At 70.8% G+C, this 14,515-nt stretch carries 13 protein-coding genes and 1 other RNA gene; 5 read left to right on the plus strand and 9 right to left on the minus strand.

Annotated elements, in window-relative coordinates; all coding sequences use genetic code 11:
- Positions 1-55: 55 nt before the first annotated feature.
- Together P2H44_RS10810 and P2H44_RS10815 are read left to right on the plus strand one after the other, a co-directional pair.
- Entirely contained in the window at positions 56-1,018 is a 963-nt protein-coding gene (locus tag P2H44_RS10810) for an alpha/beta fold hydrolase (protein ID WP_275763533.1), read from the plus strand.
- 147 nt (positions 1,019-1,165) lie between these two features.
- Positions 1,166-1,525 (plus strand): winged helix-turn-helix transcriptional regulator, encoded by a 360-nt coding sequence (locus P2H44_RS10815; protein WP_275763534.1) that lies wholly within the window; start codon positions 1,166-1,168, stop codon positions 1,523-1,525.
- Between the two features lie 71 nt (positions 1,526-1,596).
- Here P2H44_RS10815 and P2H44_RS10820 read toward each other — a convergent pair whose 3' ends face one another.
- The gene (locus tag P2H44_RS10820; protein WP_275763535.1) at positions 1,597-2,520 is read right to left on the minus strand and encodes a hypothetical protein; all 924 of its coding nucleotides are present in this window, start codon (positions 2,518-2,520) and stop codon (positions 1,597-1,599) included.
- A gap of 105 nt (positions 2,521-2,625) precedes the next feature.
- On the opposite strand from P2H44_RS10820, the gene P2H44_RS10825 reads away from it, so the two are divergent.
- Positions 2,626-3,516, plus strand: a complete 891-nt coding sequence (locus tag P2H44_RS10825) for a LysR family transcriptional regulator (protein WP_275763536.1) — start codon at positions 2,626-2,628, stop codon at positions 3,514-3,516.
- 349 nt (positions 3,517-3,865) lie between these two features.
- Here P2H44_RS10825 and msrP read toward each other — a convergent pair whose 3' ends face one another.
- The 3 genes from msrP to P2H44_RS10840 all read right to left on the minus strand — a co-directional run bounded on the left by msrP (position 3,866) and on the right by P2H44_RS10840 (position 7,658).
- Positions 3,866-4,840: a protein-methionine-sulfoxide reductase catalytic subunit MsrP gene (gene msrP / locus P2H44_RS10830; protein WP_275763537.1), complete on the minus strand. Its 975-nt coding sequence runs from the start codon at positions 4,838-4,840 to the stop codon at positions 3,866-3,868.
- Between the two features lie 500 nt (positions 4,841-5,340).
- Entirely contained in the window at positions 5,341-6,195 is an 855-nt protein-coding gene (gene serB / locus P2H44_RS10835) for a phosphoserine phosphatase SerB (RefSeq protein WP_275763538.1), read from the minus strand.
- An 89-nt stretch (positions 6,196-6,284) separates the two neighbouring features.
- On the minus strand, positions 6,285-7,658 hold the full coding sequence (locus P2H44_RS10840; protein WP_275763539.1) for a class II 3-deoxy-7-phosphoheptulonate synthase: 1,374 nt from the start codon (positions 7,656-7,658) through the stop codon (positions 6,285-6,287).
- 279 nt (positions 7,659-7,937) lie between these two features.
- On the opposite strand from P2H44_RS10840, the gene P2H44_RS10845 reads away from it, so the two are divergent.
- Positions 7,938-9,122 carry a mechanosensitive ion channel family protein gene (locus P2H44_RS10845; RefSeq protein WP_275763540.1) on the plus strand — a complete coding sequence of 395 codons (1,185 nt, stop codon included), beginning with the start codon at positions 7,938-7,940 and terminating at the stop codon, positions 9,120-9,122.
- Positions 9,123-9,388: 266 nt separating this feature from the next.
- Positions 9,389-10,405 (plus strand): GlxA family transcriptional regulator, encoded by a 1,017-nt coding sequence (locus P2H44_RS10850; RefSeq protein ID WP_345798990.1) that lies wholly within the window; start codon positions 9,389-9,391, stop codon positions 10,403-10,405.
- Positions 10,406-10,439: 34 nt separating this feature from the next.
- Here the strand turns inward: P2H44_RS10850 and P2H44_RS10855 are convergent, their stop codons facing one another.
- From P2H44_RS10855 to ssrA, 5 genes are all read right to left on the minus strand, one after another.
- Complete coding sequence (locus P2H44_RS10855; RefSeq protein WP_275763542.1) at positions 10,440-10,919, minus strand: GNAT family N-acetyltransferase; 480 nt, start codon at positions 10,917-10,919, stop codon at positions 10,440-10,442.
- A 103-nt stretch (positions 10,920-11,022) separates the two neighbouring features.
- The gene (fumC, locus tag P2H44_RS10860; protein ID WP_275763543.1) at positions 11,023-12,414 is read right to left on the minus strand and encodes a class II fumarate hydratase; all 1,392 of its coding nucleotides are present in this window, start codon (positions 12,412-12,414) and stop codon (positions 11,023-11,025) included.
- Positions 12,415-12,654: 240 nt separating this feature from the next.
- Positions 12,655-13,143: an SspB family protein gene (locus P2H44_RS10865; protein WP_275763544.1), complete on the minus strand. Its 489-nt coding sequence runs from the start codon at positions 13,141-13,143 to the stop codon at positions 12,655-12,657.
- A gap of 201 nt (positions 13,144-13,344) precedes the next feature.
- Positions 13,345-14,028 carry a hypothetical protein gene (locus P2H44_RS10870; protein ID WP_275763545.1) on the minus strand — a complete coding sequence of 228 codons (684 nt, stop codon included), beginning with the start codon at positions 14,026-14,028 and terminating at the stop codon, positions 13,345-13,347.
- Between the two features lie 56 nt (positions 14,029-14,084).
- Positions 14,085-14,459, minus strand: a transfer-messenger RNA (tmRNA) gene (ssrA, locus tag P2H44_RS10875).
- Between the last annotated feature and the right edge of the window lie 56 nt (positions 14,460-14,515).

The raw sequence follows: 14,515 nt of genomic DNA on the forward strand, positions 1-14,515 counted from the left end.
GGGCGATGCCACGCGCGGGGGAAACCGGATCGGCTTGCGGCGCGTATGTCTCGACATGGCCCATGACCCGTCGACCCTCACCCGCCGCGCCGTCCTGCTGGGCGGAACCGCCGCCCTCGGCGCCCTCGCAGGAGGCTGCGCCGTGATCCCCTCGCCCTCGCGCATCGAGGCGCGCAATCCCCCCGCCGGGCAATTCGTCGAGGCGGCGGGGCTGCGCATCCACTACGTCGAGATGGGCCCGCCCGAGGCGCCGCCGGTGGTGCTGGTGCACGGGGCGACGGGCAACCTCAACGACATGACCTTCGACCTCGCCCCGCGCCTGGCCGGACGGCATCGCGTGATCGCCTTCGACCGCCCGGGGCTGGGCTGGTCGGAGCGGCCGGCGAAGGAGGGCTGGCGCCCCGCGGTGCAGGCCGCCGTGCTGCGCGAGGCCGCCGGCCGCCTGGGCGTCGAGGCGCCGGTGGTGCTGGGCCATTCCTGGGGCGGGGCGGTGGCCACGGCCTGGGCGCTGCAGGATCCCGGGATCCGCGGGGCGGTGGTGGTCTCGGGCGCGACCATGCCCTGGTCGGACGGCGACGACTGGCTGACCTGGCTGAAGACCTCGGCCCCCGCCGCCTGGCTGGGGGCGACGATCTTCGGCCTGTGGGCGGAGCGGGACGGCGGCGCCTCGGCCGCCGCGCGGATCTTCCGGCCCCAGCCGGTGCCCGAAGGCTATCTCGCGCACCTGCAGCCCGAGCTGCTGCTGCGCCCGGAGACCTTCCGCCACAACACCGAGGACATCGAGCGGCTGGACGGGGAGCTCGCCGAGCTCTCGCGCCTCTATCCGGATCTGCAGCCGCCGCTGGAGATCGTGCACGGGCTGGCCGACCCGATCGTCTCGGCGCAGGTGCATTCCGAGGCGCTCGCGCAGATTGCGCCGCGGGCCCGCCTTGCACTCTTGCCGGGCGTGGGCCACATGCCCCATCATGACGATCCGCAGATCGTCGTCCGCAGAGTGGAAATACTTTCCGGAATATAGCGGATATTCCATGGAAAGTTTCGCACTGTAACGGTATACTGGGCGCAATCCGCGTGGATCCCAGACACCCACGCGCCCCTTTCGCAGGCCGCCGCCGGCGCAGGACGCCCGCCGCACCTGCACGACCAAAGCGTATCAGGAGGCGCCATGTCCCCGGAGGACCTCCCTCACCCTCCTCTTGAACCGGGAGGCGACGCCGACGCGGCCCTGTCCCGCGCGGTCGAGGAGATCGGCGACCGCTGGTCGCTGCTCATCGTCTGGGCGGCGGCCGGAGGCACCAGCCGTTTCGACGACTTCCACCGCGACCTCAGCGTCGCGCGGAACATCCTCTCGAACCGCCTCAGGCGCCTGACGGACCTTGGCATTCTCGAGAAACGCCCGGTGCGCGACGGCGCCCGGCGGATGGAATACGCGCTGACGCGCAAGGGCGCGGCGCTGCGCGACGTGCTCGACCGTCTCGTCCGCTGGGGCGAAGTCTGGACGGCGACGGCCGAGGTCGAGAAATAGGCTCCGCCCACGAAAAAGGCCGCGCCCGGGGCGCGGCCTTGGCTTGCGTGGGTCGGTCCCGGCCGGCCCGTTCAGCGCCACTGCGCGAGCAGCGTGCCCAGCGTCTCGAGCGAGGTCGCGGCCTTCGCCACCCGCTGGGAGGCCGGCCCGCAGACCGATTCCTTCACGATGTACCCGCGCGAGCACTGCACCGCCGGCATCAGCTGGCCGATCTCGCGGTCGACCGCGGCCTTCCAGTCGCTGAAGCGCCCCGCGCTCTGCAGGCGCGCCACCGTCTTCTCGATGTCGGCGCAGCCCGCGCCCTGGCCGCGCAGCGCCTCGGCCAGCAGGCCGCGCTGGGTCTGGGCCTGGCACAGCTTCCACAGCACGTCGGCATGGATCTGCGGGAACATGCGCAGGATCGTGCGGTAGCGCGGGCCGATGTTGTCGAACCCGTTCGCCACGCCCTCGGGCGGCCAGAACTGGTAGCTCGCCAGGAACACGTCCGGGTCGATCTCCGAACCCGCGCGCTTGGGCGGATCCTGGTAGAGGGCCGGTTGCTCGGGCGTCTCGATCCCTTCGCGCAGGAAGGCGAGCACGCGGGCCTGCTCGCGCAAGGGCTTGCCCTCGGGGTCCAGCGGCAGCACGGCCATCTGCATCCCCAGCGCCGAGGGGGTCATGCGCACGAAGACGGGGCGGCCGGGAAAGTTCAGCAGCGCCTCGAGTCCGCCTTCTTTCCAGCCGCCGCCGATGTCGGCCTCGACCCCGTTCGAATCGTGGAACTTGCCGGCGGGCTTGCGGCCGACGTCGGTGATCTCGACCTGCATGCCGCGGGCGGGGCCGATGCCCACGTAGCGGCCCTGGAGATCGCGGACGGGCGAGTCGTCGGCCCGCACGGGCGCGGCGAAAAGCAGCGCGGCCGCCAGCGCCGCCGTCGCGAGCGCCGCGAACAGGGCCGCGCGCAGGCCGAACGGGTCGCCGGAACGGGACAGGGGACGAAGAACGATCGACGACATGAAGGGCTCCGGCTGTTTCGGTCGCGTTCTGGCTATACCGTAACTTTGACCGCCGCGAGGCGGCAGGGGTATATCGACCCCGAATCGTCTTTCGGGGGACCGTGAATGGACTGGGACAAGCTGCGCATCTTCCACGCCGTGGCCGACGCGGGCAGCCTGACGCATGCGGGCGAGAGCCTGCACCTCAGCCAGTCCGCCGTCAGCCGCCAGATCCGCGCGCTGGAGGACGAGGTGGGCGCGACCCTCTTCCACCGTCACGCCCGCGGCCTGCTGCTGACCGAGCAGGGGGAGCTGCTGTTCGCGGCCACCCGCGAGATGACCCGGATGCTCGACACCGCCAGCGCCCGCATCAAGGACGCCAAGGACGACGTCTACGGGGAGCTGCGCGTCACCTCGACCATCGGCTTCGGCACCATGTGGCTGACGCCGCGGCTGCCCAACCTGTTCGACATCTACCCCGATCTCTCGGTCGACCTGATCCTGACCGAGACGGTGATGGACCTGCCGATGCGCGAGGCCGACGTCGCCATCCGCATGAAGGAGCCGTTCCAGGCCGACCTGATCCGGCGCAAGCTGTTCGACGTGACGATCCGCTTCTTCGCCTCGAAGAGCTATGTCGAGAAGCACGGCGCGCCGGAGACGGCGGCCGACTTCGCCAACCACCGCATCGTCGGCCACAGCCCCGGCTATCCGCAGATCCAGGCGGGCGAGGCGTTCCTCGCGCCCATCTACGCGGGCGCGCACCGGGCGCGGGCGACGGTGAACAACTACTTCGGCCTCTACACCGCGGCGATCAGCGGGCTGGGGATCTGCGCGCTGCCCGACTACCTGGCGCGCGACGTGCCCGACCTGGTGAACGTGGCGCCGAGCCTGTCGTCCGACCCCACCACCGTCTATTTCGTCTACCCGACCGAGCTTCGCCGCTCGAAGCGGGTGGCGGTGTTCCGGGACTTCGTCCTGGACGAGCTGGAGAAGGACGGCTTGCTCACAGGTTGAGCGATCTCCGTTGTTGCGGAAAAGCCATGCGCTGAGCGCAAACCGGCGTTGAATTGGTTTTTCCCGCGATTGTTGCGCTTGCTAAGCCCGAAGGCCGGGCCTATATCGCGCCTTGTAGCCGACGCCCCGCGACACTGTTGCACTCCGGCGACGGCTGCACCTCCCTGTTGGACTTGGCCGGACGTTCGCGTCCGGCTTTTTTTCTGTCCGGACGGCGGAACCCCCTGAACCCAAACGAAAAGGCGAGACGCTCGCGCGCCTCGCCCTGGGATTGGAAACCGTAGCCGGTTTGCAACTTACGTTGCGGCATGCGCCCGGCGGAAGGCCCGCCGCGGCGCCGCGAGGGGACTCAGAACCAGAGGCCGCGCTGGGTCAGGTCCATGTCCTTGTAGAGGCCGGCCACCTCCTCGCCGTAGCCGTTGTAGATCACCGTCGGCGCCTCGTCCCCGGTGCCCAGCACCCGCTCCTGCGCCTGCGACCAGCGGGGGTGCGAGAACTCGGGGTTCACGTTCGCCCAGAACCCGTATTCCGAGCCCTGCAGCTCCTGCCAGAAGCCCATCGGCTTCTCGTCGGTGAAGGAGATGCGGGCGATGGATTTGGCCGACTTGAACCCGTACTTCCACGGCAGGTGCAGGCGGATCGGCGCGCCGAACTGCTTGGGCAGCACCTTGCCGTAGGCGCCGGTGACCATGAAGGGCAGGGGGTTCAGCGCCTCCTCGATCGTCACGCCCTCGACATAGGGCCAGGGATACCAGGACTGGCGGATGCCGGGCATCGTGTCCTTGTCGACCAGCGTCTCGAAGCGGACGTATTTGGCGTCCGAGGTCGGCTCGGCCCATTTCACCAGGTCCGCCAGCGGGAAGCCGATCCAGGGGACCACCATCGACCAGGCCTCGACGCAGCGGTGGCGGTAGACCCGCTCCTGCACCGGCATCTTGGCCAGCAGATCCTCGAGCCCGACCTGGCCGGCCTTGGCGCACATCCCCTCGATCGAGATCGTCCAGGGATCGGTGGGCAGGGCCTGGGCGGCGTCGGCGATGCCCTTGTGGGTGCCGAACTCGTAGAAGTTGTTGTAGCTGCCGTTCACCGCCTCGGGCGTGATCGCGCGGCCGGCGTCGGCATAGGCGGGATCGGTCGGGGGGGCGGGCGTCCAGGCCTCGCCCGCCGTGCGGGCCCGGGCGGCGCCGGGCAGGGCGATCCCCGAGGCCGCCGCCGCGCCCGCGAAGCCGAGGCCGGCCAGCACCGAGCGGCGGTTCAGGAACACGCGCTCCGGGGTGACCTCTCGCTCCGGGATGCGCCAGGAGGGGCGACGGTGGAAGATCATCTGCGGTCCTTTCGGCTGACGTCGCGAGGGGCGGACGTTGCGAAAGGATAGGGTTGCGGCCGGGTCCGGTCCAATCACGAGGCGTGGAAAGGCCGAGAGGGAATGTTTCAGGGCCAAGGGGCGTAGCGGGGAGGAAGGGGCGGAGGCGCCCTGCGGGCGGGCTTGGGCCTCTGGGGTCTGGCGCGCCTTCGTTTGCGAAGGGCGGGAGCCTCCGGCGGGCTCCTGACTCACCAAAGAACAGGGCCGCGCCTGTCCTTCGGATCCGTCTCTCGCTGAAGATGCCTGAGCGACTCGTCGGGAGGGGACAAGGACAAGCCCCGCTTGCGCGGGGTCGCTTCGCGATCCCTGACCCCTCCCGCCGAGTCGCTCTTTACGGCATCAGCGAGAGACGGCTCCGAAGAACAGGCGCTTCGAGCGGGCCGCAGGCCGCGCGCCGGGGCGCCTGGAGAGGCGGGCGGCGCGCGGGAGTGGGCGACGCGAGGAGTGGGCGATGCGGGGGGTCAGGCGGCGTAGTCGGCCTCGGGGATGCCCTGCAGGGCCAGCAGCGCGGTGAGGTCGGAGACGGCGAGCACCGCGTCGGCCTTCGCGGCGAGCGCGGGCTTGGCGTGGTAGGCGACGCCCAGGCCCGCGGCCTCGACCATGGCGAGGTCGTTGGCGCCGTCGCCCACCGCGATCGCGGCCTCGAGGCCGATGCCGTGCTCGGCGCACAGCCGCTCGAGCGCGTCGAGCTTGGCCTGGCGGCCCAGGATCGGCTCGCCCGGCTCGCCCGTCAGGCGCCCGCCGTCCTCGAGCAGGGTGTTGGCCTGGGCGAAGCGGAAGCCCGCGGCCTCGGCCACCCGGTCGGCGAAATAGGTGAAGCCGCCCGAGACCAGCGCCGTGACCGCGCCGCGGGCGTTCATCGTCTGCACCAGCGCGCGGGCGCCGGGGTTGAGGGAGACGCGCTCGGTCCACACCGTCTCCAGCGCCTCGACCGGCAGGCCGCGCAGCAGGCCGACGCGGGCGCGCAGCGCGCCCTCGAAGTCGAGCTCGCCCTGCATCGCGCGCTCGGTGATCTCGGCGACCCGGGCGCCGACGCCGGCGACGTCGGCGATCTCGTCGATGCACTCCACCGGGATGATCGTGCTGTCCATGTCCGCGATCAGCAGGCGCTTGGCCCGGCCCGCCTTCGCCACCAGGTTCACGTCGACCGAGCCGCCCAGCGCCGCGTGAAGCTCGGCCGCCATGCCGGCGGTGCCGTCGATGTCGGCCGAGCGCGGGCCCAGCCGGCGCGGGGTCGCGCCGCAGATCTTCTCGGCCTCGGCCAGGAAGTCGTCGGGGACGCCTGCCTGCGCGGTCAGCACAACCACGTGGGTCATTCGCAGCTCCTGAACGGAAACGCCCGGACGGCCGCGAGGCTCCGTCCGGGCGAAAGGGCAGGGGGCGCGCAGGCGCCCCCGCGCAGGTCTCAGCTCGCGGCGGCCAGGTTCACCCGACGCTCGCGCTCCAGCTCCTCGGCCAGCAGGAAGGCCAGCTCGAGGGCCTGGGCCGCGTTGAGGCGCGGGTCGCAGGCGGTGTGGTAGCGCGAGTGCAGGTCCTCGTCGGTCACGTCATGCAGGCCGCCGGTGCACTCGGTCACGTTCTTGCCGGTCATCTCGAAATGCACGCCGCCGGCATGGACGCCCTCGGCCTTGCAGATCTCGAAGAACTCGGAGACCTCCTGCTGCACCCGCTCGAACGGCCGGGTCTTGTAGCCCGAGGCCGACTTCACGGTGTTGCCGTGCATCGGGTCGCACGACCACACGACCTTGCGGCCCGCCCGCTCCACCGCCCGGATCAGGCCGGGCAGGTGGTCGCCCACCTTGCCGGCGCCGAAGCGGTTGATCAGCGTCAGGCGGCCGGGGACGTTGTTGGGGTTGAGCAGGTCGATCAGCTCCAGCAGCCCGTCCGGCGTCAGCGAGGGGCCGCACTTCAGGCCGATCGGGTTGATCACGCCGCGGCAGTATTCCACGTGCGCGCCGTCGGGCTGGCGGGTGCGGTCGCCGATCCAGATCATGTGGCCCGAGCCCGCGACCCACTGGCCGGTGATCGAGTCCTGGCGGGTCAGCGCCTCCTCATAGGGCAGCAGCAGCGCCTCGTGCGAGGTCCAGAAGTCGACGCGCTGCAGCTTCTCCTCCGTCGCGCGGTCGATGCCGGCGGCGGTCATGAAGTCGAGCGCGGCCGAGATCCGTTCGGCCAGAGCGGCGTAGCGCTCGGAACCCGGGGTGCCGGAGGCGAAGCCCAGGTTCCAGGCGTGCACGCGGTGGATGTCCGCGAAGCCGCCCTGCGAGAAGGCGCGCAGCAGGTTCAGCGTGGCGGCCGACTGCAGGTAGGCCTGCTTCATCCGCTCCGGGTCGGGCTCGCGCGCCTCGGGGTTGAAGTCGAAGCCGTTGATGATGTCGCCGCGGTAGGAGGGCAGCTCCACCCCGTCGATCTTCTCGAAATCCGAGGAGCGCGGCTTGGCGAACTGGCCGGCCATGCGGCCCACCTTCACCACCGGCATCGAGGCGCCGAAGGTCAGCACGATCGCCATCTGCAGCAGCACCCGGAAGGTGTCGCGGATGTTGTCGGCCCCGAACTCGCCGAAGCTTTCGGCGCAGTCGCCGCCCTGGAGCAGAAAGGCCCGCCCCTCGGCCACCTCGCCCAGGCGCGCGGTCAGCGCGCGGGCCTCGCCGGCGAAGACCAGCGGGGGATACGAGGCGAGCTGCGAATAGGCGGCGTCCAGCGCGGTCTGATCGCGATAGACGGGCATCTGCAGGGCTTCGTGGTCACGCCAGCTGCGCTTGGTCCAGGCCTCGGTCATTGGCTCCATCCCCGGGTCGGGTTTTCGTCAGGGCGCCCCCTGTAGCCGAGAACCCCCCTCATTCCAAGCCGCGACGGCGCGGAATCGGGCGATTTTGCGGCGCAGCAGGGCCTTCCGGCCGCAGGCGCCGCCGGGGCGGGCGGAGCGGCCTTTCCGCAAAGTCATCGCATTTTGCGGCGCAGCAGGACATCCTGCCGCGCTGCACAATGGGCGGCCTGGCTTACCATCGACAGGTCCGAGCCCGTCCCGCTTCCCGAACCAGCCCCGAAAGGCGCGTCCATGGAGGAGCTTCAACCGGCAGAGACGATCGGCGAGGTGGTCGGCTCGCTCGACCAGCTCACGGCGCCGCTGCGCGAGTTCGTGGCCGGGATTCCCGCGCTGCTGATGGGGGCGAGCGCGCTGATCGGGGGCGTGCTGGTCTGCCTCGCGCTGCACTGGGCGATCCGGCGCACGCTGCTGCGCCTGACCCGGGGCGGCGACGGCTTCCTGCGCCAGGTGCTGCTGCGCACCGGCGGGCTGACCCGGCTCGCCTTCGTGCTGGGGGGCATGATCGTGACCCTGCCGGCGACGAGCCTGCCGGCGGAGTGGATCGCCCTGATCCGGCACGTGATCTCGATCCTGCTGATCGTGATGGTGGGCTGGGCGCTGATGACCACGGTCAGCCACACCGCCGACCGCTCGCTGCGCCGCTGGATCGGCGCGGACGAGGAGAACGTCGAGGCGCGCAAGAACCGCACCCAGATCCGGGTGTTCCGACGGATCCTGAACATCGTGATCTTCCTGGTCACGGCGGGGGCGTGCCTGCTGACCTTCGACTCGGTGAAGGAGTACGGCGCGGGGCTGTTCGCCTCGGCCGGCGTGGCGGGGATCGTGGCGGCGGTGGCGGCGCGGCCGGTGCTGGCGAACCTGATCGCGGGGATGCAGATCGCCATCACCCAGCCCATGCGCATCGACGACGTGGTGATCGTCGAGGGCGAGTGGGGCTGGATCGAGGAGATCACCGCCACCTACGTCGTGGTGCGGATCTGGGACTGGCGCAGGCTGGTGCTGCCGATCAGCTATTTCATCGAGAAGCCGTTCGAGAACTGGACGCGCGAGAGCGGGGCGATCATCGGCTCGGTGGTGCTGCACCTGGACTACGCCGCCCCGTTCGAGGCGCTGCGCGAAAAATTCGACGAGGTGGTGCGCGCCTCGAGCTGGTGGGACGGGCAGGTCTCGGTCTTCCAGGTGATCGGGGCGAGCGAGCGCACGGTGGAGGTGCGCGCGCTGATGTCGGCCCGCTCCTCGCCGCGCGCGTGGGAGCTGCGCTGCGAGGTGCGCGAGAAGATCCTGCTGTGGCTGCGCGAGGCGCACCCCGAGGCGCTGCCGCGCGACCGCGGCGACGTGCGCCTGCGGCCCGAGGGGCGGGAGGCGGCGCGCGACGGGCCCGGCCCGCTCGCCGGCCGACCGGCGGCGGCGGAGTAGCGCGGGCCGCGGGGGAATCGGGCGCCGCCGCGGGCGGATGCGCGGCGGGCCGGTTCCGGCGGCCGGGACGCGGGGCGGACGCCGCGGCGGCGTCGCGTCCGCGCGCCGGCCGGTCGTTTTCGTTTTCCTTGCGGACGAACCGCGTAGCGGGGGCGCCTCGGCTCTTGCGCGGATGTCGGATTTCGTTTGACGTGCCGTCCTTCGCCGACGATGACGGCTCTGGAAACAAGATGAACACGCGACCGGCAAACTCCCCCAGAACGGGCATGACGGCTTCGGCCGAGCCGGCCCAGTTCGTCTTCGTCCTCCTCGACCAGTTCTCGCTGATCGCCTTCGCCTCGGCCATCGAGCCGCTCAGGCTCGCCAACCATGTCTCGGGCCAGACCCTCTACCGCTGGCGGCTGGTCTCGGAGACGGGGGCGCCGGTGCGCGCCTCGGCCGGGCTCGAGGTCGCGGTCGACGGCGCGCTCGACGAGCTGCCGCGCGGCGCGACGGCGGTGGTCTGCGGGGGCATCGACGTGGCCCGCGCCACCACCAAGGGCGTGCTGAACTGGCTGCGCCGCGAAAGCCGCAAGGGCGTGACCCTGGGCGCTGTCTGCACCGGCGCCTACGCGCTGGCCCGCGCGGGGCTGCTCGACGGCAAGCGCTGCACCATCCACTGGGAGAACCAGGACGGCTTCACCGAGGATTTCCCGGACGTGGAGCTGTCGGACCAGATCTACGTGATCGACCGCGACGCGATGACGGCGGCGGGCGGGGCGGCTGCGGGCGACATGATGCTGCGCGTGGTCGCCAACGCCCACGGGCCCGAGATCGCGGGCATGGTCGCCGACCAGATGGTCTACACCAACCTGCGCGGCGACGAGGATCACCAGCGCCTGTCGGTGCCCGCGCGCATCGGCGTGCGCCACCCCAAGCTGAGCCGCGTCATCGCCCTGATGCACGAGAACATCGAGGAGCCGGTCTCGGCCGCGCGCCTGGCCGAGAGCGTGGGCATGTCCACCCGCCAGCTCGAGCGGCTGTTCCGCCGCTACCTCGACCGCTCGCCCAAGCGCTATTACCTCGAACTGCGGCTGGAGAAGGCGCGCCGGCTGCTGCTGCAGACGGACATGAGCGTGATCAACGTGGCGCTCGCCTGCGGCTTCACCAGCCCCTCGCATTTCTCCAAGTGCTACCGGGCGCACTACAAGCGCACCCCCTACCGCGAGCGCGGCGTCTCCGGCCCCAGCCCCGCGAAGGGCGAGGAGGCGGCGGAACTCGGCGAGGCGGATCTCGAGGAGTGAGAACTCGCGACCGCCGCGGGCGAGTTGACAGCTGTCAACTCGCCGACATTGGCGGCAGCGGCTTCTCGAAGAACACCCGCTCGAACCCCTTCTCGGCGCGCCGGCCGGTCTCGACGTAGCCCAGGCGCGGGTAGAGGGCGAGGTTCTCGACCATCTTCGCGTTGGTGTAGAGGCGCACGCAGGGCAAGCCCCGGCGGCGGGCCTCCGCCTCGGCGAAGGCGATCAGCGCGCGGCCGAGGCCGGTCCCCTGCGCGGCGGGCGAGACCGCCACCGTCTCGAGGTGGAAGGAGGGGTCCTCCGCCGGGCCGTCGTCATAGGCGACCACGAGGCCCAGCAGCCCCTCCGGGCCGTCCGCCGCCCAGCAGCGGCCGGCGGCGATGTCGGCGGGAAAGTCCTGGGACATCGGCGCGGGCTCCTTGCCCATCCGATCGACGTAGAGGGCGAAGGCCTCGCGCACGAGCGCGCTCAGGGCCGGGGCGTCGGAGGGGACGGCGGGGCGGATCGCGGCGGGCATGGCGCGGGCCTGGTGAACGGGGGCGGAACGACGAAGGCCCCGGCGCGGGTCCGGGGCCTTGACGGCGCGGGCGGGCGGCGGGGCCTGCGCCCCGCCTTCGGCCTCACTTCGGCCCGAGCATGTCCTCGGGGCGCACCACGCGGTCGAAGGTCTCCTCGTCCACGTAGCCCAGCGCGATCGCCTCTTCCTTGAGGGTCGTGCCGTTCTTGTGGGCGGTCTTGGCGACCTTGGTGGCGGCGTCGTAGCCGATGGTGGGGGCGAGCGCGGTGACCAGCATCAGGCTCTCGCGCATCAGCTTGGAGATCCGCTCCTCGTCCGCGCGGATGCCGACCACGCAGTTGTCGGTGAAGGCGCCGGCGGCGTCGCCCAGCAGCTGCATCGACTGCAGGAGGTTGTAGATCATCATCGGCTTGTAGACGTTCAGCTCGAAGTGCCCCTGGGAGCCCGCGAAGCCGATGGCCGCGTCGTTGCCGAAGACATGGGCGCAGACCTGGGTCAGCGCCTCGGACTGGGTGGGGTTCACCTTGCCCGGCATGATCGAGGAGCCGGGCTCGTTCTCCGGCAGGATCAGCTCGCCCAGGCCGCAGCGTGGGCCCGAGCCCAGGAAGCGGATGTCGTTGGCGATCTTGAAGAGCGAGGCCGCGACCGTCTTCACCGCGCCCGACATCTCGACCACCGCGTCATGGGCGGCCAGCGCCTCGAACTTGTTCGGGGCGGTGTGGAAGGCCATGCCGGTGATCTCGGCGACGTTCTCGGCGAACTGCTCGGCGAAGCCCACCTTGGCGTTCAGGCCGGTGCCGACCGCGGTGCCGCCCTGGGCCAGCGCCAGGATGTTGGGCAGCGCCCGCTCCACCCGGTCGATGCCCTGGGAGACCTGCCAGACGTAGCCCGAGAACTCCTGGCCCAGCGTCAGGGGCGTCGCGTCCTGGGTGTGGGTGCGGCCGATCTTGATGATGTCCTTGAACGCCTCCTGCTTCTCCTGCAGGGCGGCGTGCAGCTTGCGCAGGCCGGGCAGCAGGACGTCGCGGGCGGTCATCGCGGCGGCGATGTGCATCGCGGTCGGGAAGGTGTCGTTGGACGACTGGCCCATGTTGCAGTGGTCGTTGGGGTGGACGGGCTTCTTCGAGCCCATCTCGCCGCCCAGGATCTCGATGGCGCGGTTCGAGATCACCTCGTTCGCGTTCATGTTCGATTGGGTGCCCGAGCCGGTCTGCCAGACCACCAGCGGGAAGTGGTCGTCGAGCTTGCCCTCGATCACCTCGTTCGCGGCCTCGACCATGGCCTTGCCCAGGGTCTCGTCCAGCACGCCCAGCGCCATGTTGGTCTTGGCGGCGGCGCACTTGATGACGCCCAGCGCGCGGACCACCGCGACCGGCTGCTTCTCCCAGCCGATGGGGAAGTTCATCAGGGACCGCTGGGTCTGGGCGCCCCAGTAGCGGTCGGCGGGAACCTCGAGCGGGCCGAAGCTGTCGGTCTCGGTGCGGGTGGCGGTCATCGAGCGGGGCCTCCGGGAAATGCGATCCGGGGGCTGTATACGGGCGTCCACGAAGCGGAGCAACGGCCGCCCGCGTCGGGCGGCGCGGATCAGGGTCCGCCCGCGGCGGGCGGAATGGATCGGGGCCCGGGCGCGACGGATGCGGGAGGGGGGCAGGGCGCGCCGGGCGGGCCGCGCCGCGGGCGCGGCGCCGGCGCGGGGCGCGCGGGCCGACGCGGCGCCTCCGGCCGGGGGGCGGGGTCAGCCCTTGCGGAAGCGGTCGAGGCTGACGACTTCGCCCTTGCCGCCGGAGGGGGGCGTGGGCTCGGGGTCGTCGTCGTCCTCGTCGTCGAACCCGTCCTCGAGCTCGCCCAGCTCGTCCTCGTCGTCGACCTCGTGGGGGTCGAACTTCAGGCCGAATTCGGCGTGGGGGTCCACGAAGGTCAGCACCGCGTCGAAGGGCACGGTCAGCTTCACCGGGCGCTCGGAGAACGACAGCCCCACCGAGAAGCGGTCCGAGGTGACGGCCAGGTCCCAGAACTCATGCTGCAGGACGATGGTCAGCTCCTCGGGGTACTGGGCCTTCAGCCAGTCGGGCAGGTCGACGCCGGGATGGGTGGTGTCGAAGGAGATGTAGAAGTGATGCTCCCCCGGCAGCCCTTCCTCCACCGCCACGGCCAGCGCTTCGTGCACCACCGAGCGGAGCGCGCGTTGCATCAGGCGGCCGTAGTCGAGGGGATTGGATGTCATCGGTCGTTCCGGGTGCGATGGGCCGGCGAAGGGGGTTTCGCGCGACCATATCCGATTCGGCGCGCGAAGAAAGGCGAGGGGGACATGCGCGCGCGCCGCGCCGCGCGTTCGTCCGCCGTTCCCCGACGTTCGTGCGGAACTCGTGAGCGGGCGGTTAACGCGCCGGCCGTGGCTCGCGGCCGAGCGAGGGCGCGGGTCGGGTCAGGGGATCGACCATTCGTAGGTCTCGACGAGGTTCAGGTCCTCGCCCGACCACAGGAAGTCTTCCCACAGCGCCATCGGCAGGCCGGCGGGCGAAAGATCGAGCACCTGAAGCATGTCGGCCCCGCAGTCCGCCTCTATGCAGTCGCCCGCCTCGATGCAGTCGCCCGTCTCGATGAAGATCTCCCGGGCCGTCTCGCGCCGCTGCATCCGAAGGGCGAGACGCGGGGGCGTGAGCTTCGACATCCGTCTGTCGTCCAGGACGATATCGTAGCGGCAGACCCCGAGGACGTTGCCGCAATCGTGCGGGATGTACCGGGTGTCGATATAGACCGTCGTGCCGAGGAGGTTGTGGGCTTTGCCGTCGGCGAGCAGGTTGCCGTCCTCGTCATAGAGACGCCGCCGCGCGACCTTGCCGTCGAGGTCGGCGTCCCGGTAGGCGTGAACCGTGGTCAGCCCGTCTTCTTCGCGCGAGACGATGCGCAACGCCTCGATCGGCGCGTCCTCCCGTAACCTTTGATTGTAGGAGAGGCGCGTGGTTCCCACCGGCAGAACGCCGAAATGGCGGGCGACGACCAGGGGCGCGTCGGGATCCTCGGGGCCGAGGGGGGGAAGCGCGCTGGTCTGGGCGGCGGCGGACGTCGTCGTCATCAGGACGACGGCGAAAGCAAGAAAACGCGACACGAACGAGCCTCCGAAACAAATCGGGGCGAGCGTCGCATTCCTGTGGGGTGAAGGAAAGTGCTGGCTTCTGTTGCCAGGCGCCAGCGAGCCCCGCCTAGAAGTGCAAACCCCTAGGACTTCAAGATCGGTGGTTTAAGCTGCATTACGCAGCGACGGCCACCGGAGCACGGTTGTCATTGGCAACTGTACAATTTGAGCCGGTAACGGTGGCATCCTGCCGAGCGAAAGCAAACACCTTTACACGTCCGTCGATCCTGTTTCGGCCCCTCGCGTCCTGTGATCCCCCCGTCCAAGACCGGGAAGCAGGAGATTGGTGGAGCCGCCGGGTACCGCCCCCGGGTCCGAGCCGCTTATTCCGTGCGCGTTTATCGCCATAGTCCCCTTGCGGAGACAGGACACATATAGCCCCCTCCTCCCCGGATTTGAAGGGGGCGCCCGGGGTGGCGGCGCGGATTTCCGCGGGACCGGCGGAGCGGGGGCCGCGGCC

This window comes from Albimonas marina (assembly GCF_029223255.1).
Taxonomy (GTDB): Bacteria; Pseudomonadota; Alphaproteobacteria; order Rhodobacterales; family Rhodobacteraceae; genus Albimonas.

Bases quoted from the DNA above. Each gene is read 5' to 3' on its own strand.
- P2H44_RS10845 (WP_275763540.1), top strand. From the start codon at position 7,938: ATGGAGGAGCTTCAACCGGCAGAGACGATCGGCGAGGTGGTCGGCTCG.
- msrP (WP_275763537.1), bottom strand. From the start codon at position 4,840: ATGATCTTCCACCGTCGCCCCTCCTGGCGCATCCCGGAGCGAGAGGTC.
- P2H44_RS10855 (WP_275763542.1), bottom strand. From the start codon at position 10,919: ATGCCCGCCGCGATCCGCCCCGCCGTCCCCTCCGACGCCCCGGCCCTG.
- P2H44_RS10850 (WP_345798990.1), top strand. From the start codon at position 9,389: ATGACGGCTTCGGCCGAGCCGGCCCAGTTCGTCTTCGTCCTCCTCGAC.
- P2H44_RS10825 (WP_275763536.1), top strand. From the start codon at position 2,626: ATGGACTGGGACAAGCTGCGCATCTTCCACGCCGTGGCCGACGCGGGC.
- fumC (WP_275763543.1), bottom strand. From the start codon at position 12,414: ATGACCGCCACCCGCACCGAGACCGACAGCTTCGGCCCGCTCGAGGTT.
- serB (WP_275763538.1), bottom strand. From the start codon at position 6,195: ATGACCCACGTGGTTGTGCTGACCGCGCAGGCAGGCGTCCCCGACGAC.
- P2H44_RS10815 (WP_275763534.1), top strand. From the start codon at position 1,166: ATGTCCCCGGAGGACCTCCCTCACCCTCCTCTTGAACCGGGAGGCGAC.
- P2H44_RS10840 (WP_275763539.1), bottom strand. From the start codon at position 7,658: ATGACCGAGGCCTGGACCAAGCGCAGCTGGCGTGACCACGAAGCCCTG.
- P2H44_RS10810 (WP_275763533.1), top strand. From the start codon at position 56: ATGGCCCATGACCCGTCGACCCTCACCCGCCGCGCCGTCCTGCTGGGC.
- P2H44_RS10865 (WP_275763544.1), bottom strand. From the start codon at position 13,143: ATGACATCCAATCCCCTCGACTACGGCCGCCTGATGCAACGCGCGCTC.
- P2H44_RS10820 (WP_275763535.1), bottom strand. From the start codon at position 2,520: ATGTCGTCGATCGTTCTTCGTCCCCTGTCCCGTTCCGGCGACCCGTTC.